Here is a 22,313-nt window from a genome sequence, read left to right on the forward strand (position 1 = left end):
GGCATTTATAAAAAGGAATATAAAAACCGACGCACGGATATACTAATTACGACAGGTAAGGAGGTATCACAATGGTCGGTTTTTTTATTGCTCTTTTATCAGGGGCATTGATGAGTATACAAGGTGTTTTTAATACAGAAGTTACCAAGACGACAGGTATGTGGGTTGGCAATGCATGGGTGCAGCTTACTGCATTTGCCGTCTGTCTGATTGCCTGGCTGATTGCAGGTAGAGATAATCCGATGGTACTTATGAAAGTAGAGCCCAGATATCTGCTTTTGGGAGGAGTGATCGGGGCTGGAATTACACTTACAGTAATTCGGGCAATGAACCAGCTTGGCCCGGCAAAAGCAGCATTACTGATCGTTATCGCACAGTTGATCGTAGCTTATGGGATTGAACTTCTCGGATTGTTTGGGGTTGATAAAGAACCTCTGGAATGGAGAAAAGTAATCGGCATGGGGATAGCACTGATTGGAATTGCAATTTTTCAGTGGAAATAATAGAAGTGATTTTACGTCTCTTTGGCGGATCGCAGTTGCAATTTTGGAATGGAGATAGTACAATAAAACTGTCTTACATTTTGAGGGTACAAGCCACTTTGTATGAGAATTACAAAGGAGGACATATGAGTAGGACAAGGTGGAATTACAGGTATTTTATCAGAAGCGTAGTTGTAATTATGTGCGTGGTATTTTGTGTGGGCTGCCAGAAAAAGTCACAGGAGACAGATCTTAAGACAGTGTCTGTCAGGGAAGAAGAACCGGAAAGTACACCGGAAGACTCAAGAGAAGATACCACAGAAGATGTCGGAAAAGTGAAGGAAGAAGACACTGCTAAGAAGAAAGATGATGCGGTGCCTGACACAGAAGATAGACCAGAGAAGCTGTATGTACATGTGTGCGGCAATGTAAATCAGCCAGGAGTCTATGAATTACAACAGGATAGCAGAGTTTTTGAAGCGATAGAGGCAGCAGGAGGTATGACTACAACTGCCGCTTTTTCTTATCTGAATCAGGCTGAGCTTCTAAAGGACGGGCAGCAGATTTATGTTCCGTCACAGGAAGAGGTAGATTCCGGAAAAGTTACGTCAACCAGAAATGCATCTGAGAGTGATGAGACATTCAGTGTGCAGGCTGTGGAAAATGTATCCGGGCAGGATGACGGAAAAGTTAATTTGAATACAGCTTCAAAAGAAGAATTGCTGACATTAAATGGAATTGGTGATGTGCGTGCACAGGCAATTTTAAAATACCGGGAAGAACATGGCGAATTCCGCTCGGTAGAAGAGCTTATGGAAGTAGAAGGAATCAAAAAGGGGACCTTTCAGAAATTAAAAGATCAGATTAAGATTTGACAGGGGAGACTGGCAATGAGCAGAAAAGTATTAGTAGTAGACGATGAAAAACTGATTGTGAAGGGAATAAGGTTCAGTCTGGAACAAGATGGTATGGATGTGGACTGTGCCTATGACGGTGAGGAAGCATTGAAACTGATCCGTGAGAATAAGTATAACATTATACTTTTGGATGTGATGCTGCCTAAACTGGATGGATTTCAGGTGTGTCAGCAGGTACGTGAATTTTCTGATGTGCCAATTGTGATGCTGACAGCAAAAGGCGAGGATATGGACAAGATCCTCGGACTGGAATATGGTGCAGATGATTATATCACGAAGCCATTTAACATTCTGGAAGTGAAGGCAAGAATCAAGGCAATCATGAGAAGAACCGAAAGACAGACAGAGGAACGGCCGGAAGGAAGACAGATCGTCAAAGGCGATATGAAGATTGACTGCGAAGGAAGAAGAGTTGTGATCGGAGAACGGGAAGTGAATCTGACAGCAAAGGAATTTGATCTTCTGGAGCTTCTTGCAATGAATCAGGATAAAGTCTACAGCAGAGAGAATCTTCTGAATATCGTATGGGGATATGAGTATCCCGGTGACGCAAGAACTGTCGATGTACATATCCGGAGACTTCGGGAGAAGATAGAAAAGAATCCGAGTGATCCGAAGTATGTACATACGAAGTGGGGAGTTGGTTATTATTTTAGGGGTTAAGAAGTATTTGAAAAGAAGCAGACTAGGGAGTCTCAGGTTTCAGATTGGATTCCTGATCATTCTGGCAGGGATCATTCCGGTGCTGATCATTGAGGGGGTACTCCTTAGTACTTATGAAAAAAGGGCAGTGAATGTACGCACTGCCGAGATTCAGAGTCAATGTACAATTCTATGCAATCAATTGGGTGACAGCAGTGACCTGAAGGGAAAAAATTCAGAATTTATAAAGACAGAACTCGACCAGTTGACAAATATTTACAATGGCCGGGTGATGTTGATCGATGATAATTTTCAGATTATGGAAGATACATATGGAATGGACGATGGAAAGACCATTGTTTCAGGTGATGTGATTCAGTGTTTAAAAGGGCAGGGAACCAGCCATTATGATTCAGGGAACCGCTATATTGAAGTGACTTCACCGATTGCTGATTCACAGACCAATGAAGTAAAGGGCGTTATGTTAGTCAGTGTGTCCACAGATACGATCGTAGATACACTTCATGAACTTCGGTCAAGTGTCAGAACAGTAGGAGGCGTAATCCTGATCATCTGGGTGCTTATAGCACTGGTATTCAGTAAGCTTATGGTCCGGCCATTCATCAGAATTACCAGATCACTGGAAAATGCAACGGCAGGCTATGATGAAAGTATGCTCCATGAAAATGCATATACAGAGACGAGACAGATGACAGAAGCATTTAATAAAATGCTGGGAAGACTCCGGGTGTTGGATGATTCAAGGACAGAATTTGTGTCAAATGTGTCTCATGAATTGAAAACACCACTTACGTCTATGAAGGTATTATCAGATTCATTGCTGACACAGGAAGATGTTCCGGTGGAGTTGTACAAGGAGTTTATGGGGGATCTGTCAGAAGAAATAGAGCGTGAGAACAAGATTATTAATGATCTTCTATCTCTCGTTAAAATGGACAAAACAGCGGATACGATGAATATTTCTTCCGTGAACATTAATACTCTTGTGGAAAGAATATTAAAACAGCTTCGTCCAATTGCGGCAAAAAATAATATAGAGGTGGTGTTTGAAAGTTTCCGACCGGTGACTGCGGAGGTAGATGAAGTGAAATTATCGCTTGCAATCACAAACCTGGTGGAAAATGCGATTAAATATAATCAGGAAAATGGCTGGGTGCATGTGGCGTTAAATGCAGATCACAAGTTGTTTTATATTGAAGTGGCTGATTCCGGCATTGGAATCGCACCGGAGGAGACAGATCATATTTTTGAGAGATTCTACCGGGTAGATAAGTCTCACTCCAGAGAAATCGGAGGAACCGGACTTGGACTTGCGATTGCAAGAAGTGCAATTGTTATGCACAGAGGTGCGATTAAGGTTTACAGTCAGCCGGGAAAAGGAACAACATTTACAGTGAAAATTCCATTGACTTACGTGTCATAGAAAGGAGAGGCAGTATGAAAAAACGAAGGAAATTTACAGCTTTGTTAGGGATTCTTATATGCGTGGCTCTCCTTATGTCCTGTAAGAAAAATGATACGGGTGAGGAAACTTATGAACTGTATTATGTAAATGTACAGACCCAGGCACTGGAACAGGAAAAAGTTCAAATAGAAGGGGATACTACGGAAGAGAAGATTGAATCTATGCTAAAAGAACTGAAGAAAAATCCAGAAGATGTAGAAGTAAAGAGTACATTTCCCAAAAAGATAAAAGTGGAAAAATGGGAACTTACAAATGGACGACTGGGGATATCTTTTAATCAGGAATATAAAAATGTGAAAAAAGTGCCGGAACTTCTTTTTCGTGCGTCACTGGTTCAGTCACTGATACAGATTGATGGGGTTGATTCTGTAAAATTATATATTGGTGGGGATCCATTGTGTGATGCGAATGGTAACGAAATCGGAGCTATGAATGACGAATATTTTGTTCAGAATATAGGTTCCACACTTCATACATATCAAAGTGTAGATCTTGAATTGTATTTTGCAAACAGTGAGGGAGATAAGCTCGTGACTGAGACAGAACATGTCCGGTACAACAGCAATACATTGAAAGAGAAGTTGATTGTAGAAGAACTGATGAAAGGACCTTTTGCAGAAACTTATAAAAAGGTCATTCCTATGGATACGGTACTTTTGGGTGTGTCTGTGAAAGATGATGTATGTTATGTGAATTTTGATAATGGATTTTTGAATATGACAGATATACAGCCGGAAGTTACTATTTATTCTATCGTAAATTCTATAATTCGAGGAGGAAGTGCATCAAAAGTACAGATTCTGGTTAATGGAGATTCAAATCTTAAGTATCAGGATCAGGTGGATCTTAGCCAGCCGCTTACAGAGCGGGAAGATATTGTGGAGGATTAATCATTTGAAAAACAGACCACTATGCAGTTTATGCCTGGTGATCGCAATTTTAATCGGAATCCTGACAGCCGGGGCGGGTGCGAAGTTCGTGTCAGAGCTTCGCCCTTCTCCTGTTGAACAATATGGAGAAAAAGATGATTGGCTGATTGTCAGGGGCCAGGTATATAAAAAAGAAGAAAAAGAAAAGTATCAGATATTATATCTGAAAAAATGTTCTGTCTATTTTCAGAAAGATCAACAGAGTCAACAAAATCAACAAAGTCAGCAATCGTTAATAAAAGAATCCAGAATGCTCATTTATGATGAGAAGAAAAATAAGATACAGATAGGAAATGAGGTGGAGGCGGAAGGGAAGCTTAGTTTTTTTGAAACTGCGCGTAATCCGGGGAATTTTGATCAGAAAGCCTATTATCAAAGGCAGAATATTCACGGAAAAGTATGGAGTGAAACTTTAAGAATAACAGACCACACAGTAAATCGGATACAAAATGTATTGGAGAATATACGAGTACATTGTAGAAATACATTACTGAGTGAAGCGGGAGAGAAAAACGGCAGTATTTTAAGCACCATACTTCTTGGAGAAAAATCCCAGATGGATCCAGAGATAAAAAAACTATATCAGGTGAACGGAATCGGACATATATTGGCAATTTCCGGTTTGCACCTGTCGGTAATCGGGATCGGAATTTATCAGTTACTTAGAAAACTGACAGGAAGTTATACGATAGGAGGAATCGGAGGTATCTTCTTTTTCTTTCTTTATGTATTGATGATTGGGGTTACAGTATCTGTGATCCGTGCCGGTATTATGTATTTGTTCCGGGTAGGTGCAGAAATCGCGGGGAGACATTATGACAGTGTGACGGCACTTTCTGTGGCAGCGGCAGTAGTACTCATCTGGCGGCCGCTCAGTATTTACGACGGGGCGTTCTGGCTGTCATTTTTTGCAGTATTTGCAGTGGTGGTTATAATGCCAGCCGGACAGATGGAGAAAGCAAAAACAAGAACAGAGATAGACATTCAGAAAAACAGAGAAAATAAGGCTTGGATAATACAAATAAAAAGTATGATAATAAGCAACATAGAAATGCAATTATTTCTTTTACCTGTTGTTCTGTATTTTTTTTATGAATTTCCATTCTATGCAACATTTTTAAATCTGCTTGTAATTCCGCTCATGACAATTTTGCTGAGCCTGGGAATTACTGGAAGTTTTATATGTATGTTGTGCTCTGGTATGTTCAAGATTCCAGGAAAGTGTATGCTGGGAATCTGTGGGTTTATTCTGACGATTTATGAAAGATGCTGTGAGTTTTTTTTGGAACTTCCTGGGGCAAGAGTTGTTATTGGAAGAATTAAGATCTGGCAGATATTGTTCTACTACGGCTGCGTAGTGGTCATATATGTTATATACTACTATGAGAAGAAACATACTCAGAAAAAAGAGTATGCGAAAGGGCAGGAACGCAATGAAGCACAGGAATGTGAAAAACAAAGAAAACGTGGAAATATATTGACAGGAATGTTATGTGCTTTGGGATTATTTGTTCTGCTTCACCGTTTTGATAGTTTGTCGCAGATGCAAGTGACGGTGTTGGATGTGGGTCAAGGTGATGGAATATTTTTAAAGAGTCCCGGAGGTATGACCTGTATGATTGACGGAGGGAGCAGTGATGTGAAGAATGTCGGGCAGTACAGGATCGAGCCATATCTGTTATCGAAAGGAGTCGGGACACTGGATTATGTGTTCATTTCCCATGGTGACAGTGATCACACGAACGGGATTGAAGAAATGATATCGAGGCAGAAAATCGGTGTGAAGATTAAAACGCTTGTATTTCCAAAAGAAAGTGTCTGGGACGAAAACCTGAAGAAATTAGCAATATATGCAATAGAAAATGGAGTGCAGGTAGCGGTTATGGAGCAAGGACAGGAGATTGAAAAACAGGGAATGAAAATCCTCTGTCTTTGTCCGGGGAGTGATTATTCCGGAGAAACTGGTAATGGAGCTTCCATGGTTTTATCTGTCAGTTACCGGGAATTTGATTTTTTATTTACCGGGGATGTGGAAGGTATGGGGGAAGAAAAACTTTGTGAATCTATAGAAAAATATTGTCCTGAAAAAGCATTTGAGGTATTGAAGGCGGCACATCATGGTTCCAGAAATTCCTCTTCTGAAATATTTCTTCAGAAAGTCAGACCAAAGTACACAATCATATCGGCTGGGATAGAGAATTCATATGGGCATCCGCACAGAGAAACTATTGAAAGATTAGAAAAAAACGGCAGCCGGATCTTAGCTACGGCAAATTGTGGAGGAATTGAAATCACGGTTGAATTCGGTGGGAAAATTCAGTATACTCTTAAGGAAGGGAGCGAAACGACAGCTTATGAAGAATCTGAATGAAGATTTGAAAACAGGGAATATCAAGCAGGCATATCTTTTGTATGGAGAAGAGGCTTATCTGAAAAAGCAGTACCGTGACAGATTGACAAAAGCTGTGCTTCCGGAAGGTGATACAGTGAACTATGCGCATTATGAAGGCAAGGGGATCAATGTACCGGAGATTATAGATCTGGCAGAGACAATGCCATTTTTTGCAGAAAAGCGTCTCATTGTGATTGAAGATTCTGGCTTATTTAAGAATGCAGATGCAAAGTTTGCAGATTATATTAAGAGCATGCCAGAAACGGTCTGCTTTGTATTTGTGGAGAGTGAAGTTGACAAGCGGAGTAAGATGTATAAGGCCGTAAAGGATACCGGAAGAGTGGTCGAGCTTGGAAGACAGGATGAGAAGACATTGCTTTTGTGGCTTGCTGGTAATATAAAGCGTGAAGGCAGGCAGATTAAGCAGTCCACTGCAGAATACATGTTGTCCCGAACTGGAACCGACATGGAAAATCTGGAGCGGGAGATGGAAAAGCTGTTTTCTTATACGCTTGGAAGAAATGAGATTACGGTGGCGGATATTGATGCAATCTGTACGACGCAGATCACGAATAAGATTTTTGATATGATTGAAGCAGTTGCAACAAGGCAGCAAAGGGAAGCTTTGGATTATTATTATGATTTGTTGGCGTTAAAAGAACCTCCGATGAGGATTTTATATTTGCTGGCGAGACAATTCCGTCTGCTTTTGCAGGTGAAAGATCTGATGAACCAGGGAGCAGACAAAAGCACCATCGCAAAAAAAGCGGGACTTCATCCATTTGTGGCAGGAAAATACATGCAACAGAGCAGAAGCTTTACAATGAGAGAACTAAAAGGTATCATGGAAGAAGCGGCAGATACAGAAGAAGCTGTAAAGACCGGACGGCTCAGTGATACAATGAGTGTAGAGTTATTCATTGTGAAGTATAGTGCACCAAAGAAGTAGCGCATTAGCATTGTGGGAGTGCATCGCATGAAACAATCTGTATGTATCATAGTTGGGGCTTTTGACTCTAACATCATTATAATAGAAAAAAGTTTAAGATAAAGAGATAAAGAGGTAGAAGATAAGTGGCAGGAATAGATCAAAGTAAAATTCGCAATTTTTGTATTGTGGCTCATATTGACCATGGTAAATCAACATTGGCAGACCGTATCATTGAACAGACAGGGCTTCTGACGAGCCGCGAGATGCAGGCACAGGTGCTTGACAATATGGATCTGGAGCGCGAGCGCGGAATCACGATCAAGGCTCAGGCAGTCCGTACAGTATATAAGGCAAAAGACGGAGAAGAGTATATCTTTAACCTGATCGACACACCGGGACATGTAGATTTTAACTATGAAGTATCAAGAAGTCTGGCAGCGTGTGACGGCGCGATTCTGGTCGTAGACGCAGCTCAGGGAGTAGAGGCTCAGACACTGGCCAATGTATATCTGGCGTTGGATCATGATCTGGATGTAATGCCTGTTATTAATAAGATTGATCTTCCAAGTGCAGAGCCGGACCGTGTCATTGAAGAGATTGAAGATATCATTGGAATCGAGGCACATGATGCGCCACTTATTTCTGCAAAGACAGGGCTGAATGTAGATCAGGTTCTGGAGCAGATTGTGGAAAAGATCCCGGCACCGGGCGGAGATCCGAAAGCACCATTGAAGGCATTGATTTTTGATTCACTATATGATTCTTATAAAGGGGTTATCGTATTTTGCAGACTCCGTGAAGGTACCGTGAGAAAAGGTACGAAGATCCGTATGATGGCGACAGGAGCAGAGGCAGATGTCGTTGAAGTCGGATATTTTGGAGCCGGACAATTCATTCCATGTGATGAGCTGGAAGCAGGTATGGTAGGCTATATTACTGCCAGCTTGAAGAATGTCGGAGATACCCGTGTAGGAGATACGATCACAGATGCAGCGAATCCTTGCGAGGAGCCGTTGCCGGGATATAAGAAAGTGAATCCGATGGTTTACTGTGGACTGTATCCTGCGGATGGGGCAAAGTATCCGGATCTTCGGGATGCTCTTGAGAAGCTTCAATTAAATGATGCGTCCCTGCAGTTTGAGCCGGAGACTTCCATTGCTCTTGGATTTGGATTTCGCTGTGGCTTTTTGGGACTTCTCCATCTGGAGATTATTCAGGAGCGTCTGGAGAGAGAGTATAATCTTGATCTTGTTACAACAGCACCGGGAGTTATTTATAAAGTATACAAGACGAACGGAGATGTCATAGAACTGACAAACCCGTCTAATCTTCCGGATCCTTCTGAGATTGAATATATGGAAGAGCCGATGGTAAAGGCTGAGATTATGGTAACATCCGAATTTATCGGTACGATTATGGATCTATGTCAGGAGAGACGAGGAGAGTATCTTGGCATGGAATATATTGAAGAGACCCGTGTAGTTCTGCATTACAGACTGCCGCTCAACGAGATTATCTACGATTTCTTTGATGCATTGAAGTCCAGATCCAGAGGATATGCTTCTTTTGATTATGAGATGGACGGATACCAGAGATCTGAACTTGTAAAACTGGATATTCTGGTCAATAAAGAAGAAGTAGACGCTCTTTCCTTTATCGTCCATGCAGATACTGCATATGAACGTGGAAGAAAGATGTGCGAGAAGCTTAAAGAAGAGATCCCAAGACAGCTCTTTGAAATCCCGATTCAGGCGGCTATTGGTGGGAAGATTATTGCCCGTGAGACTGTAAGAGCAATGCGAAAAGATGTGCTTGCAAAATGTTACGGTGGTGATATCAGCCGTAAGAGAAAGCTTCTTGAAAAACAGAAAGAAGGAAAGAAGCGTATGCGTCAGGTTGGTAATGTAGAGATTCCTCAGAAAGCATTTATGAGTGTACTGAAGTTGGATGACAAATAATGAGATTATTAGAATTATATATTCATATACCATTTTGTAAAAAAAAATGTAAATATTGCGATTTCCTCTCAGGTCCGTCAACGGCGGATGAGAGGGAATCTTATGTGAAAAGCCTTTGTCAGGATATTCGCTCATACGCGCACCTGGCGAAGGCTTGCCGTGTTATCAGTATCTTTGTCGGTGGGGGAACGCCTTCTACTTTGACAGCTTTTCAGATGCAGCAGATATTTTCAGCAGTCCGTGATACATTTGTTGTAGAAGAAAATGCAGAGATCACAGTTGAGATGAATCCTGGAACTGTAGACAGGGAAAAGCTTTCCGGTTATAAAAAATGTGGAATTAACCGATTAAGCATTGGCCTGCAATCTACAAAAAATAGAGAACTTCAGATACTGGGTCGTATTCATACATATGAAGAATTTCTTGAAACATATCATATGGCAAGAGCAGAAGGATTTGAGAATATTAATGTTGATCTGATGTCAGCAATTCCGGGACAAAGTCTTACTGACTGGGAGGAAAACTTAAAAACAGTGGCAGAGATTGCCCCGGAACACATTTCTGCATATAGTCTGATCGTGGAGGAAGGTACTCCATTTTATGAGGAGTATGGGGAAGGGCGTCATGCAGACGAATTACCGGATGAAGAGACAGAGCGTAAGATGTATTGGAGAACGAAAGAAATACTTTCGAAATACGGATATGAAAGATATGAGATTTCTAATTATGCAAAGCCTGGATATGCTTGCAGACATAATATTGGATACTGGGAGCGAACAGAATATCTGGGGATTGGAACCGGAGCTGCATCACTGATTAATAACAGTAGATTTAATTATGGAGAAGAGCCGGAAAAGTTAACTGTATCTGCACAGATGGAAGAGACGATGTTCCTTGGCCTGCGTATGATGAAAGGTGTATCAAAAATAGAATTTCTTAAGATGTATGGTGAGAGCATGGAGAACATTTATGGAAATGTGATAAGAGACATGGAACAGAAAGGACTTCTGGAAGATGGAGAAGACTTTGTGAAACTTACAGATCGTGGAATCGATGTCAGCAACTATGTTATGAGTGAGTTTTTGTTGTAAAGATTATTCTTGGATTTGTTGATTTGATAACATAAAAACGATAAAAGAAAGTTTTAAAATTATATAGCAATAAAAAAGTTTACATAAAACAGCAACGACACAGGGGAAAAGATGGAGACTAAGAAAAAGAAAATAGGTTTTATTCTAAATCCATATGCTGGAATTGGTGGAAAAGCCGGTCTAAAAGGAAGTGACAATTACAAAAAAATAGAAAAGCTTTTGCTGGAAGGCTGTGAAAGAACAGCCTCCAAGAGAGCAGAAAGCTGTATGAGCAAAATTGCAGATCTTACCGCAAGTTTAGTTGCAGGAGATAAAGGATTGGTGGGAGAGAAAAATTTTTCAATCCTAAGTGCATCAGGGGATATGGGAGAAGCTTTGCTTAAGAAACTTAAAATCCCATGTGATGTGGTGTTATGTCCAAAAGCCGACACAAGCAGCGCAGAAGATACGAAGCTTTGTGCACAAGTTATGAAAGAACAGGGTGTGGATCTTCTCGTGTTTTGTGGAGGAGATGGGACTGCAAGGGACATTTGTGAAGCCGTCGGTACGGATGTGACGGTTCTTGGAATCCCGGCGGGAGTGAAGATGTATTCTGCGTGTTATGCCTGTAATCCATATCAGGCAGGTGAGATGTTGGCAGGGTGGCTTGAAGGAAAAGAGATGTCTTATGAAATGAGGGAAGTTCTTGATATTGAAGAGAAGGATTTAGATTCCAGAAACATAAGCCCCCAATTGTACGGATTTTTGGAAGTATTAAGTGATGGAAAACATTTACAAAAGGCAAAAGAATTGGATTTGGGGTCAGGCGAGTCCGCAACTATAATAGCGAGGGCAGCAATCTTGCGAATGGAAAAGGACTGGGTTTATATTATCGGTCCGGGAGGAACGACCTGGAAGATAAAAGAGTTATTGTGTGAAAATGACGAGCAGGAGGATACTGGGAAAAAGAACGTACATGGAACTGTCCGTGGAGTGGATGTGATCAGAAATGGTAAAATCATACTTCGAGATGCGAATGAAAGAGAATTGTGGAACTGTGTCAATTCATACAGTCATATAAAAATTCTGGTGACCTGTATTGGTGGGAATGGTTTTTTGTTAGGAAGAGGAAATCAGCAGATTAGTCCACGGGTAATCAGAAAAGTAGGAAAAGAACAGATTGAAATTGTAGCAACAAAAGAAAAACTGGCAGGACTTGGCGGGCAGCCGATGCATGTAGATACCGGCGATGCAGATGCAGATGAGTATTTAAAGGGGTATTATAAAATTATATTCAAAAATTCTGATTCTGCTATTTACAAGGTTGTATAAAGAAAAATCTGCAAATAGTCTTTTATTAAAAATAAATATTATGGAATATTTAAAGAAGTCGACAAATGGTCGGCTTTTTATTTTATTTTTATGAAATATTGCAAAAATATCAAAAAATTAACAAAATAACTTGACGAAATCACTGGTTGAAGACTAATGTATGTGTTGTAGGTGAAATAAATAAAAATGTTTAGATAATCAATAAGTGAACTGCCATGAAAGGAGTGATTCTTGTGGAAAACAGTTTTGTACATCCATATATGCCTAATAGTGTACCAGAGAATAAGAAGGCAATGTTGGATGAATTGGGGATCAACAGCGTAGAAGACATTTACAAAAGTATAATTCCAGATGAATTGCTGTATAAAGAACGATTAGATATTCCGGAACCAATCAGAAGTGAATATGAACTGAAAAGACATGTGATGGAAATTTTGAATCGTGATATTACAACGGAAGAATATACGAGCTTTCTTGGAGCCGGGTGTTACAAACATCAGGTGCCGGCAATTTGCGATGAGATAAATTCCAGAGGTGAGTTTCTGACTGCTTACTGCGGAGATACATATTCTGATCATGGTAAGATGCAGGCAATCTTTGAATACACAAGCATGATGGGAGAACTTCTGGACACAGATGTTGTAAGTTATACAACTTATGACGGTGGTCAGGCAGTGGCATCTTCGCTTCGTATGGCAGTCAGAGCAGTCAGAGAAAAAGGAATGGCTGGAAAAGTGATTCTTGTTCCGAAGACTATGAATCCGGAAATATATTCACAGGTCGTACAGTATTGTAGAAATGTGGCAGAAGTAAGAAAAATAGCTTATGAACCAGAGACAGGACTTATGGATCTGGAAGAGTTGAAAGAACAGTTGGCAAAGAAAAATGTTGCGGCTGTATTTTTTGAAAATCCAACTTATCTTGGTAACTTTGAGACAAGAGGAGAAGAAATTGCAAAACTGGCACATGATGCAGGAGCTTATTGTGTTGTACAGACAGAGGTGGCAGCGCTTGGAATTATGGAGAGCCCGGTAAATCAGGGTGCTGATATTGTATGTGGAGATATACAGCCTCTTGGAATGCACATTCAGTTCGGCGGTGGTCAGGCAGGATTTATTGCATGTAATCAGAATATGGATCTGGTAGAACAATTTCCAACTTATATGTACGGAATTACAGAGACAGAGAAAGAAGATACATATGGATGGGGAAGAGCGATGAATTATCGAAGCTCTCATGGAAGCCGTGAGAATGCAAAAGAGTATTTTGGAACAGAAACAGGTCTCTGGGCAATTACGGCAGGTGTGTACCTGGCAAGTATGGGGCCGCAGGGCATGTACGAACTCGGTGAGACGATTATTCAGAATGCAGCATATCTGGAGGATATTTTAGATGAGATTCCGAAAGTTCGGGCAAAGAGATTTGAGAATGCGAAGTTTCAGGAGTTTGTAATAGATTTTAACCAGACTGGAAAGACGGTTGAAGAAATTAATAAAGAATTGTTAAAAGAGAACATATTTGGCGGAAAAGACTTAAGTTATGATTTCCCAGAGCTTGGGCAATGTGCACTTTATTGTGTATCAGAGATTACGACATTAGAAGAGATGGAGCATCTTCGTGATACCCTCAAGCGGATTGTAAAGGGGGAATAGTGATGGGATATTATAAGACAAATCGGGATTTCCACGAAGCAAGATGGGACGAACCTATAATTATGAAACTTGGCAATCCAGGTGAACGAGGGATATTAGTTCCCAAAGCAGATGAAAAAGTTACAAAAGCAACAGGAACCGTAGAAACGCTGCTTCCGAAAAATCTGATTCGAAAAAAAGCACCTAAGCTTCCGGAAATGTCTCAGATGCAGGTACTCAGACATTATATGAGATTATCTCAGGAGACGATTGGAACAGATTTTAATATTGATATCGGGCTTGGAACCTGTACTATGAAGTATAGTCCTAAGATACACGAACAATTGGTGAGATCTGAAAAATTAAGCGAAGTTCATCCATATCAGGACGAGTCGACTATTCAGGGGATCCTGGAAATTATGTATCGAGATGAGCAGTACATCAAGGCAATTTCGGGTATGGATAAAGTAAGCTTACAGCCAGGAGGCGGTACTCAGGCAATCTTTGCAAATGTAGAGACAATTCGTGCTTATCATGAATCCAGAGGTGAGGGTGAACAGCGAAATGAGATTATTACGACCATTTTATCGCATCCGGGCAATCCAGGTGCCGCTGCAACGCTTGGATATAAGGTAATCACTTTATATCCAGATGAAAACGGTGTGCCAGATATAGATGCTCTAAAAGCAGCCGTTTCTGAACATACAGCCGCACTTATGATCACCAATCCGGAAGATACCGGAATCTACAATGAGAAAATTAAAGAATTTGTAGATATTGTTCATGCAGTTGGAGGCTTATGCGTATATGACCAGGCAAACTTAAATGGACTGTTCGGAATTACAAGAGCGCGAGATGCAGGATTTGATATGTGTCATTATAATCTGCACAAATCCTTTTCTTCACCGCACGGATGTCAGGGACCGGCAGCCGGAGCACAGTGCGTATGTGAGAAGCTTGCAAAGTTTGTTGCAGCACCGACCGTAGAATTTGACGGAGAAAAATATTATCTGGATTACAATCGTCCGGATAGCATTGGAAAGTTAAGAAAATTTTATGGAGTGCCTGCGGTTCTTGTGAGAACCTATGCATATATTCGAACTCTCGGCCCGGATGGAATGAAACAGATTGCAGAAATGTCGATTTTAAATAATAATTATATGTTGAAAAAACTTTTGGAGATAAAAGGAATTTCTTTGCCATATGCGAAAGGAAAATACAGATTAGAACAGGCAAGACTGAGCTGGAAAGAATTGACGGACGAGACAGGCGTAACGACAGATGATATCTGCAGACGAATCGTGGATTATGGTTTTCAAGATTATTTTACAAGTCATCATCCAAGAATCATTCCAGAACCTTTTACACCAGAGCCTGTAGAATCTTACTCAAAGGATGATATTGATGAATTTGTAGATGCATATCGTCAGATTGCAGAAGAAGCATATACTACACCACAAGTTGTAAAAGAAGCACCGCATCATGCGGCACTCGGATCCAGAATCCAGGAAGATGGTCTTACCGAGTGGAAAAAATTTGCAACAACATGGCGTGCATATATAAAAATGAAAAAAGACTCTTAATCTGATGAAACAGGAGGGTGGTGAAAAAATAATCGGTATGTGAGATGTCTTGAAAATGTTAGAAGGGAGAAGATAGAATGATTTTTGATGGACATGGAGATGTGTGGACAGATGTAACTTGCCGTGCAGTAGATCACGGAGAAAGAGATATTTTTCGTAAGCATCATCTGCATAAGTTCCAGGAAGGTGGTGTTACAGGAGGAATTTTCGTAATCTGGATCGATCCACCATATGATAGTGATCCAGTGAAACGATCCAAACAGATTGTAAAGAGTATTAAGCAGGAAATGGAAGATTCTGCGGATATTCTGAATTTTGTGAAGAAGTATGATGATTTTGAAAAAGGCACAAAAGAAGGAAAATTAAATATCGTAACCGGAATGGAAGGGTTAAGCCAGATTGGGGAAGACATTGATATGATCAACTATTTTTATGATGAAGTAGGTGTCAGACATGCAATGCTTACCTGGAATGAATTAAACGCATTGGCAACCGGATGGCCGGTGGATGTAACAAGGGGACTTACAGAAGCAGGAAAGAAAGCCGTAAAGCGGATTCAGGATCTTGGAATGGTGATGGATGTATCACATCTAAATGACAAATGTTTCTGGGGCGTCATTGATCTGGCGCAGGGACCGATTATTGCATCACATTCCAATGCACGTAGTGTATGTCCGGCAATGCGCAACCTGACAGATGACATGTTGAAGGCGATTGCTAAGACTGGTGGTCTGGTGGGAATGAACAGTATGAGAGAGTTTATTTCTGAAAAACACGATGAACAAAATGTCGAGCATTTGGCAGACCATGTCGAGTATATTGCTGATCTGATCGGAATAGATCATATTGGTCTTGGATTTGACTTTGATGACTACCTTGGAGGAGAGGCGCTTAAGACATTCAGTGATCATGTCGATTCACCGAGTGGCGACGGTATTTCTAATGAGGCAGAAGCAAAGAATATCCTGGCAGTATTAAAGAAGAGGGGATACAGTCAGGAAGATCTTGACAAGATTGGCTATAAGAATTTTTATCGAGTATTCAAAGAAGTATGGAAATAAAGAATACGAAAAAGTAACTTGTTTATAGGATTGAGAAAGGCAGGAATTCATATGAAAACATTAATTAGTGCGGATAATACGTGGGCGTTGTTTGCAATATTAGTAGTCGTCGCAGCATTAGCTATCTGGATGGAGCAGAAGTACAAATGGGCAGGAAAAGTAACAGGTTGTGTTATTGCTTTGATTGGAGCTATGATTCTTTCTAACATCCGGGTAATCCCGACAGATGCACCGGCATATGATTTTGTATGGTCATATGTTGTACCACTTGCAGTACCACTTCTTTTGTTTAATGCAAATGTGAAGAAAATCTGGAAAGAAAGTGGACGTGTGCTTGTAATTTATCTGATCAGCGGTATTGGTACACTGGTCGGTGGTATTGTAGCATTTTCTCTGTTACATAATCAGATTGCAGATCTGCACAAGATAGCAGCTATGATGGTTGGTTCATACACAGGAGGAAGTGTGAACATGGTAGCAATGTCTGATGCATTTGGAGCAAGCGGAGATATGGTATCTTCTTCAGTGGTAGCAGATAACCTTTTGATGGCACTTTATTTCTTTGTACTGATTGCAATTCCAACAATTAAATTCTTCTTGAAGAAATTTAAACATCCATATATTGATGAAGTAGAAGCAAGAAAAGCAAGTGGTGAAAGTGAAAACCAGGCAGCAAGTTACTGGAAAGCAAAACCGGTCGCACTGATCGATATCGCAGAGGCACTTGCGATTGCATTTGCAATCGTAGCAATTTCTACAGCAATTGCAGATTTCTTTGCAGGATTGATTCCAACAAGTAATTTTGGACTGTCATTATTAAACGGTCTTCTTGGAAACAAATATTTGATCATGCCTACATTGACCATGTTATTGGCAACAATTAAACCAGAATTTATGGGAAATATTGGTGGCGCACAGGAAATTGGTACATTCCTGATTCATATCTTCTTTGCAGTAATCGGTGTTCCGGCATCTATCTACCTGATCGTGACACAGGCACCATTACTCCTTGTATTCTGTGCAATCATCGTTGGTATGAACATGATTGTCTCCTTTGTATTTGGTAAGATTTTCAAATTCAACCTGGAAGAGATCTGTATTGCATCGAATGCAAATATAGGTGGACCTACAACAGCCGCAGCGCTTGCAATTGCAAAAGGATGGCAGGCAATGGTAGTTCCGGCACTTCTGGTCGGTACTCTTGGATATGTCATTGGTAACTACTATGGAATCTTTATAGGAACATTCCTTGGAAGATAATGATCATACAAATCCGGGCTAAATAAAAAGAGAATGAACTGTATTTGCAATGAAAATTAAAATACAGTTCATTCTTTTTTTGGGATATACCTATAATAATTCGGCCATTAGATTGGCGTATATCTTTTCATTCTTTTGTGTCCAGTTTGCTGCAATTGCCATTGCTTCAGATTCCGTTGGAACAGTGAGCGTCAGGTCGATTAAAGGAGCATCACGTTCCAGTATCTGACAGCGGACACAATATTCCATGTTGGGATTTCGATAATAGTCAGCTTTTATGGCAACTTCATTTTTCAGTTCATATTGTTTATTACTGAGAAAACTGTTAATATCTTCCTGGATTGCAGGTGAAATATCATTTTTAAAGTAATGAATTGTTTCCTCGCCTTCTTCTGTCAGGTGATAAAATGTTCTTGTGTGCGTGGACTCTTCACGAATAAATCCAGAATCCAAAAGCTCTGAAAGAGCCTGTTGCAATTTAAAATATGTCGTGTAGCCTTCGTTTAAAACGAATTCTGAAATCTGGGAATTAGTCAGTGGGAAATCCACCTTATCCAGCATATACAGAATAATCAGTTTATAAAGTTTAAATGCTTCTGCCATAATTTACAACTCCTTTCCCTGCCAGATGTCGTGAATCTTGAACCAGGACTGCATCTGGTTTAAGACATGTCGTTTGTTTGTGCTCCAGGTAGGAGCAATCAGAAGATCTTTTGGACCGTCCCCGGTGAGCCGATGAATGACGATATCCGGACTCAGATTGCAGATACAGGAACTTAAGACTTCAAAATATTCTTCCATGGAATAAACAGAAAATCTGCCTGTCAGGTAATCGTCCGCGAGATCTGTGTATTTCAGAACATGTAAAAGCTGTAGCTTGATTCCCTGAATGTGGTGATCATTCAGATAATGCATAGTCTCAAGATTCCGCTTGATATCTTCTCCTGGAAGTCCGAGAATCGTGTGTACGATTACCGGAATACCCAGTTGACGAAGTCTCTTTAATGCATGTTCAAATACCGGAAGATCATAGCCGCGCCGGATATAAGATGCCGTATCTTCATGAATTGTCTGAAGTCCAAGTTCAATCCAGACAGGTTTGATCTGATTTAATTCATGAAGAAGATTTAAAATATCTTCGCCGAGACAGTCCGGTCTTGTTGCAACAGAAAGAATTCTGATATCCGGGTGCATGATTGCCTCAGTAAATATTTTACGAAGGTAGTCTACAGGTGCATAAGTGTTCGTATATGCTTGAAAGTATGCAATATAAGAACCGCCTCCATATTTGGCGGCGACTTTGGATTTTCCATGTTCAATCTGTTCACGAATCGTCTCGGAAGGTGATTCGGCAAAATCACCAGAACCACCCTGGCTGCAAAAAATACAGCCACGGGTTCCGCATGTTCCATCCCGGTTCGGACAAGTCATGCCTCCGTTCAGTGATAGTTTATATAATTTGCTGCCATAGGTGTTTTTGAGATAATAGTCCAGAGAATGGTATCTCTTTTCGCCCCAGTAAACAGCCATTAAATCAATTCCTTCACAGCTTCGCTTACAACGTCTGCAACGCGAGGGTCGAAAGCTTCCGGAAGAATATTGTTTTCGTTCAGTTCTTCATCCGGAACAAGGCTTGCGATTGCTTTTGCAGTTGCAAGTTTCATCTCTTCTGTAATCTTAGTTGCGCGTCCTTCCAGAGCGCCTTTGAAGATTCCAGGGAAAGCAACGACATTGTTGACCTGGTTCGGGAAGTCTGAACGTCCGGTTCCAACAACTTTTGCTCCGGCTTCTTTTGCGAGGTCTGGCATGATCTCTGGTACAGGGTTGGCCATCGCAAAGAGGATAGCATCTTTGTTCATGGAAGCGACCATTTCTTTTGTGACAATATTCGGAGCAGATACACCGACAAAGATGTCTGCACCATTCAATGCATCAGCAAGGGTTCCTTTTTTGCCTTCCAGATTTGTTACTTCGACCATCTTTTTCTGCATCCAATTCAGATTCTGAGAATCTTTTCCGAGGATTCCACTGATATCGCACATTGTAATATGAGAAAATCCGTATGTGAGAAGCAGTTTTGTGATTGCAACACCGGCACTTCCGGCACCATTTACAACGACTTTACAGGTCTCTTTGTCTTTTCCTGTTACTTTTAATGCATTAATGATTCCGGCAAGAACCACAATGGCAGTTCCGTGCTGATCGTCGTGGAAAACAGGAATGTCGAGAAGCTCTTTCAGACGTTCCTCAATTTCAAAGCATCTTGGAGCACTGATGTCTTCTAAGTTAATGCCTCCGAAAGCAGGAGCAATATTTACAACAGTTTTGATGATTTCTTCAGTATCCTGAGTGTCCAGGCAGATCGGCACAGCATTGACACCACCGAATTCTTTGAAAAGGACAGCTTTTCCTTCCATAACAGGCATGGCAGCCAGCGGTCCTATATTGCCAAGTCCAAGCACGGCACTTCCGTCAGATACAACAGCAATTGTGTTGGATTTGATTGTATATTTGTATGCGGCTTCTTTATCTTCAGCGATAACTTTGCATGGCTCAGCAACACCCGGTGTGTAAGCAATTGCCAGATCTTCGCGAGTCTTTACATGAGACTTTGCGATGGTTTCAAGTTTGCCGTTCCATTCTTCGTGCATTTTCAGAGCTTTTTCTTGATTTGTCACGTTAAATACCACCTTTTTCTACTATATTTTGTATATGGGGATTTGAACAAGGTCACCCCTTGTATACCATCATATCATTTTAAGATTACCAAATCAAGAAATGTCTTTGAAAAAAGGCTTTTAAAAGCGAAACATTTGTAGTATAATAAACTTTAGTTTCAGATGAAGTCTATTCTGACAAAGAATCCCGTGATGACACATAAGCCTATAATTGAAAGGAATATAAAGCGATGATGAAAGAAAAATATGAAACATTACCGTTGACGACGTTAAAAGAACTTGCAAAAGCAAGAGGCCTGAAAGGTATTTCTACAATGAAAAAGGCCCAGGTAATCGAATTGATGTTACAGGAAGATGAAAAAGAACAGGAAAAAGAAAAACAGGAAAAGCGTGAGACAGTAAAAGAGATGTCTGCGAATACCGGAGATAAAGAAATCCATGATATTGACCGCCTGGACAGTGGCATTGTTGCACGCGGAATTCTGGAGGTTATGCCAGATGGGTTCGGATTTATCCGAAGTGATAATTATCTTCCAGGAGATAATGATATCTATATTTCGCCGTCTCAGATCCGTAGATTCAATCTGAAGACTGGAGATATTTTGGAGGGACATACTCGTATTAAGACACAGCAGGAGAAGTTCAGCGCACTGTTATATTTGACTAAAGTGAATGATACAGATCCAATGGAACTTCTCACACGTAGCAGTTTCGAGAAGATGACACCGATTTTTCCAAATGAGAGAATGCGTCTGGAGTGTGGCAAGACAAGCACGTCTATGAGAATTATGGACTTGCTTTCTCCAATTGGTAAAGGTCAGAGAGGAATGATCGTATCACCTCCGAAAGCCGGTAAGACAACACTTTTAAAAGAAGTTGCATTGTCTGTTCTTAAGAATAATCCGGAAGTGCATCTTCTGATTCTTCTGATTGATGAACGTCCGGAGGAAGTTACGGATATTAAAGAGACCATTCAAGGAGACAATGTAGAGATTATTTACTCTACATTTGATGAGCTTCCAGAGCATCATAAGAGAGTATCTGAAATGGTCATCGAACGTGCAAAGCGTCTTGTAGAACATAAGAAAGATGTTATGATCTTGCTTGACAGCATCACACGTCTTGCAAGAGCGTATAACCTGACTGTTTCACCATCCGGAAGAACACTTTCCGGTGGTCTTGATCCTGCAGCGCTTCATATGCCAAAGCGTTTCTTTGGTGCTGCAAGAAATATGCGTGAGGGTGGAAGCCTTACAATTCTCGCTACAGCACTGGTAGATACAGGAAGCAAGATGGACGATGTTGTATATGAGGAGTTTAAAGGAACAGGTAACATGGAACTGGTACTTGACCGTAAGCTTTCTGAAAAAAGAATGTTCCCTGCTATTGATATACCGAAGTCAAGCACTCGTAGAGAAGATCTGCTTCTTAACAAAGATGAGCAGGAAGCTGTGGAGATCATGCGCCGTGCACTCAATGGAATGCGTGCGGAAGAGGCGGTGGAGAGTATCCTGAATATGTTTTCCAATACAAAGAACAACAATGAGTTGATTGAAATGGTAAAAAAGAAAAAAATATTATAGACAAGCTGGCAATCGTGTGGTACAATAAGAAAGCTGTTTAGAAAATATTCGCGTTTGACGCAACTAAAATAAACGCAACAATAATAAAGAAGAGGTGAAAATCATGAAAGAAGGAATACATCCAGCATACTATCAGGCAACTGTAACTTGCAACTGTGGTAACACATTCGTAACAGGATCTACAAAAGAAGATATCCACGTAGAAATCTGTTCTAAGTGTCATCCGTTCTACACAGGACAGCAGAAAGCAACACAGGCTCGTGGCCGTGTTGATAAGTTCAACAAGAAGTACGGAATGAAATAAGTTCGAAGGTTATCGGGGTTGAGGTTTTTTAAATCTCAACCCTTTCTTCTATTTATATCAGATATGAGGAGAGC

Annotated in this window: 19 protein-coding genes; 16 read left to right on the forward strand and 3 right to left on the reverse strand. The window is 40.7% G+C overall.

Translation table 11 applies throughout. The annotated features are described in order from the left end of the window. The first annotated feature begins 71 nt into the window (after positions 1–71). The 14 genes from LI164_RS01620 (at position 72) to LI164_RS01685 (ending at position 17,674) form a co-directional block, all read left to right on the forward strand. Complete coding sequence (locus LI164_RS01620) at positions 72–503, forward strand: DMT family transporter (protein WP_005334438.1); 432 nt, start codon at positions 72–74, stop codon at positions 501–503. Between the two features lie 125 nt (positions 504–628). Then, positions 629–1,357 carry a helix-hairpin-helix domain-containing protein gene (locus LI164_RS01625; protein WP_227086650.1) on the forward strand — a complete coding sequence of 243 codons (729 nt, stop codon included), beginning with the start codon at positions 629–631 and terminating at the stop codon, positions 1,355–1,357. Positions 1,358–1,372: 15 nt separating this feature from the next. Beyond that, positions 1,373–2,062, forward strand: a complete 690-nt coding sequence (locus LI164_RS01630) for a response regulator transcription factor (RefSeq protein WP_005337074.1) — start codon at positions 1,373–1,375, stop codon at positions 2,060–2,062. Then, on the forward strand, positions 2,019–3,485 hold the full coding sequence (locus LI164_RS01635) for a cell wall metabolism sensor histidine kinase WalK (RefSeq protein ID WP_005334435.1): 1,467 nt from the start codon (positions 2,019–2,021) through the stop codon (positions 3,483–3,485). The genes LI164_RS01630 and LI164_RS01635 overlap by 44 nt, the downstream gene beginning before the upstream one ends. Before the next feature lie 14 nt (positions 3,486–3,499). Further along, positions 3,500–4,417, forward strand: coding sequence for a GerMN domain-containing protein (locus LI164_RS01640; protein ID WP_005334434.1), 918 nt, complete (start codon positions 3,500–3,502; stop codon positions 4,415–4,417). A gap of 4 nt (positions 4,418–4,421) precedes the next feature. Then, positions 4,422–6,827 (forward strand): DNA internalization-related competence protein ComEC/Rec2, encoded by a 2,406-nt coding sequence (locus LI164_RS01645; protein WP_227086651.1) that lies wholly within the window; start codon positions 4,422–4,424, stop codon positions 6,825–6,827. Continuing rightward, entirely contained in the window at positions 6,811–7,797 is a 987-nt protein-coding gene (gene holA / locus LI164_RS01650; RefSeq protein ID WP_227086652.1) for a DNA polymerase III subunit delta, read from the forward strand. Before LI164_RS01645 ends, holA begins: the two co-directional genes overlap by 17 nt. A 125-nt stretch (positions 7,798–7,922) precedes the next feature. Next, positions 7,923–9,737 carry a translation elongation factor 4 gene (gene lepA, locus LI164_RS01655; protein WP_227086653.1) on the forward strand — a complete coding sequence of 605 codons (1,815 nt, stop codon included), beginning with the start codon at positions 7,923–7,925 and terminating at the stop codon, positions 9,735–9,737. Continuing rightward, the gene (hemW, locus tag LI164_RS01660) at positions 9,737–10,828 is read left to right on the forward strand and encodes a radical SAM family heme chaperone HemW (RefSeq protein WP_227086654.1); all 1,092 of its coding nucleotides are present in this window, start codon (positions 9,737–9,739) and stop codon (positions 10,826–10,828) included. The genes lepA and hemW overlap by 1 nt, the downstream gene beginning before the upstream one ends. 111 nt (positions 10,829–10,939) lie before the next feature. Then, positions 10,940–12,139, forward strand: coding sequence for an ATP-NAD kinase family protein (locus LI164_RS01665; protein WP_227086655.1), 1,200 nt, complete (start codon positions 10,940–10,942; stop codon positions 12,137–12,139). A 233-nt stretch (positions 12,140–12,372) separates the two neighbouring features. Then, positions 12,373–13,791 (forward strand): aminomethyl-transferring glycine dehydrogenase subunit GcvPA, encoded by a 1,419-nt coding sequence (gene gcvPA / locus LI164_RS01670; RefSeq protein WP_227086656.1) that lies wholly within the window; start codon positions 12,373–12,375, stop codon positions 13,789–13,791. 2 nt (positions 13,792–13,793) lie between these two features. After that, entirely contained in the window at positions 13,794–15,353 is a 1,560-nt protein-coding gene (gene gcvPB, locus LI164_RS01675; protein WP_227086657.1) for an aminomethyl-transferring glycine dehydrogenase subunit GcvPB, read from the forward strand. A 77-nt stretch (positions 15,354–15,430) separates the two neighbouring features. Further along, positions 15,431–16,414, forward strand: coding sequence for a dipeptidase (locus LI164_RS01680; protein ID WP_005334417.1), 984 nt, complete (start codon positions 15,431–15,433; stop codon positions 16,412–16,414). Between the two features lie 51 nt (positions 16,415–16,465). Next, a complete protein-coding gene (locus LI164_RS01685) occupies positions 16,466–17,674 on the forward strand; it encodes a DUF819 domain-containing protein (protein ID WP_118447628.1) in 1,209 nt (402 codons plus the stop codon). Positions 17,675–17,764: 90 nt separating this feature from the next. Here LI164_RS01685 and LI164_RS01690 read toward each other — a convergent pair whose 3' ends face one another. The 3 genes from LI164_RS01690 to LI164_RS01700 are packed head-to-tail and all read right to left on the reverse strand — an operon-like array spanning position 17,765 to position 20,352. After that, the gene (locus LI164_RS01690) at positions 17,765–18,277 is read right to left on the reverse strand and encodes a DUF4364 family protein (protein ID WP_227086658.1); all 513 of its coding nucleotides are present in this window, start codon (positions 18,275–18,277) and stop codon (positions 17,765–17,767) included. 3 nt (positions 18,278–18,280) lie between these two features. After that, positions 18,281–19,204 carry a TIGR01212 family radical SAM protein gene (locus tag LI164_RS01695; RefSeq protein ID WP_117980700.1) on the reverse strand — a complete coding sequence of 308 codons (924 nt, stop codon included), beginning with the start codon at positions 19,202–19,204 and terminating at the stop codon, positions 18,281–18,283. After that, the gene (locus tag LI164_RS01700; protein ID WP_117605677.1) at positions 19,204–20,352 is read right to left on the reverse strand and encodes an NADP-dependent malic enzyme; all 1,149 of its coding nucleotides are present in this window, start codon (positions 20,350–20,352) and stop codon (positions 19,204–19,206) included. The genes LI164_RS01695 and LI164_RS01700 overlap by 1 nt, the downstream gene beginning before the upstream one ends. Before the next feature lie 233 nt (positions 20,353–20,585). On the opposite strand from LI164_RS01700, the gene rho reads away from it, so the two are divergent. After that, positions 20,586–21,935 (forward strand): transcription termination factor Rho, encoded by a 1,350-nt coding sequence (gene rho / locus LI164_RS01705; protein ID WP_029731591.1) that lies wholly within the window; start codon positions 20,586–20,588, stop codon positions 21,933–21,935. A 103-nt stretch (positions 21,936–22,038) separates the two neighbouring features. Then, positions 22,039–22,239, forward strand: coding sequence for a 50S ribosomal protein L31 (gene rpmE / locus LI164_RS01710; protein ID WP_005334394.1), 201 nt, complete (start codon positions 22,039–22,041; stop codon positions 22,237–22,239). Positions 22,240–22,313 lie beyond the last annotated feature (74 nt).

It is taken from the genome of Dorea sp. 210702-DFI.3.125, from assembly GCF_020560945.1.
GTDB classification, from domain to species: domain Bacteria; phylum Bacillota; class Clostridia; order Lachnospirales; family Lachnospiraceae; genus Dorea; species Dorea formicigenerans.

What these genes read in the sequence shown, in the direction of transcription:
- LI164_RS01620 (WP_005334438.1), top strand. Translation starts at nt 72, where the DNA reads ATGGTCGGTTTTTTTATTGCTCTTTTATCAGGGGCATTGATGAGTATA.
- LI164_RS01625 (WP_227086650.1), top strand. Translation starts at nt 629, where the DNA reads ATGAGTAGGACAAGGTGGAATTACAGGTATTTTATCAGAAGCGTAGTT.
- LI164_RS01630 (WP_005337074.1), top strand. Translation starts at nt 1,373, where the DNA reads ATGAGCAGAAAAGTATTAGTAGTAGACGATGAAAAACTGATTGTGAAG.
- LI164_RS01635 (WP_005334435.1), top strand. Translation starts at nt 2,019, where the DNA reads ATGTACATACGAAGTGGGGAGTTGGTTATTATTTTAGGGGTTAAGAAG.
- LI164_RS01640 (WP_005334434.1), top strand. Translation starts at nt 3,500, where the DNA reads ATGAAAAAACGAAGGAAATTTACAGCTTTGTTAGGGATTCTTATATGC.
- holA (WP_227086652.1), top strand. Translation starts at nt 6,811, where the DNA reads ATGAAGAATCTGAATGAAGATTTGAAAACAGGGAATATCAAGCAGGCA.
- hemW (WP_227086654.1), top strand. Translation starts at nt 9,737, where the DNA reads ATGAGATTATTAGAATTATATATTCATATACCATTTTGTAAAAAAAAA.
- LI164_RS01665 (WP_227086655.1), top strand. Translation starts at nt 10,940, where the DNA reads ATGGAGACTAAGAAAAAGAAAATAGGTTTTATTCTAAATCCATATGCT.
- gcvPB (WP_227086657.1), top strand. Translation starts at nt 13,794, where the DNA reads ATGGGATATTATAAGACAAATCGGGATTTCCACGAAGCAAGATGGGAC.
- LI164_RS01680 (WP_005334417.1), top strand. Translation starts at nt 15,431, where the DNA reads ATGATTTTTGATGGACATGGAGATGTGTGGACAGATGTAACTTGCCGT.
- LI164_RS01685 (WP_118447628.1), top strand. Translation starts at nt 16,466, where the DNA reads ATGAAAACATTAATTAGTGCGGATAATACGTGGGCGTTGTTTGCAATA.
- LI164_RS01690 (WP_227086658.1), bottom strand. Translation starts at nt 18,277, where the DNA reads ATGGCAGAAGCATTTAAACTTTATAAACTGATTATTCTGTATATGCTG.
- LI164_RS01695 (WP_117980700.1), bottom strand. Translation starts at nt 19,204, where the DNA reads ATGGCTGTTTACTGGGGCGAAAAGAGATACCATTCTCTGGACTATTAT.
- rho (WP_029731591.1), top strand. Translation starts at nt 20,586, where the DNA reads ATGAAAGAAAAATATGAAACATTACCGTTGACGACGTTAAAAGAACTT.
- rpmE (WP_005334394.1), top strand. Translation starts at nt 22,039, where the DNA reads ATGAAAGAAGGAATACATCCAGCATACTATCAGGCAACTGTAACTTGC.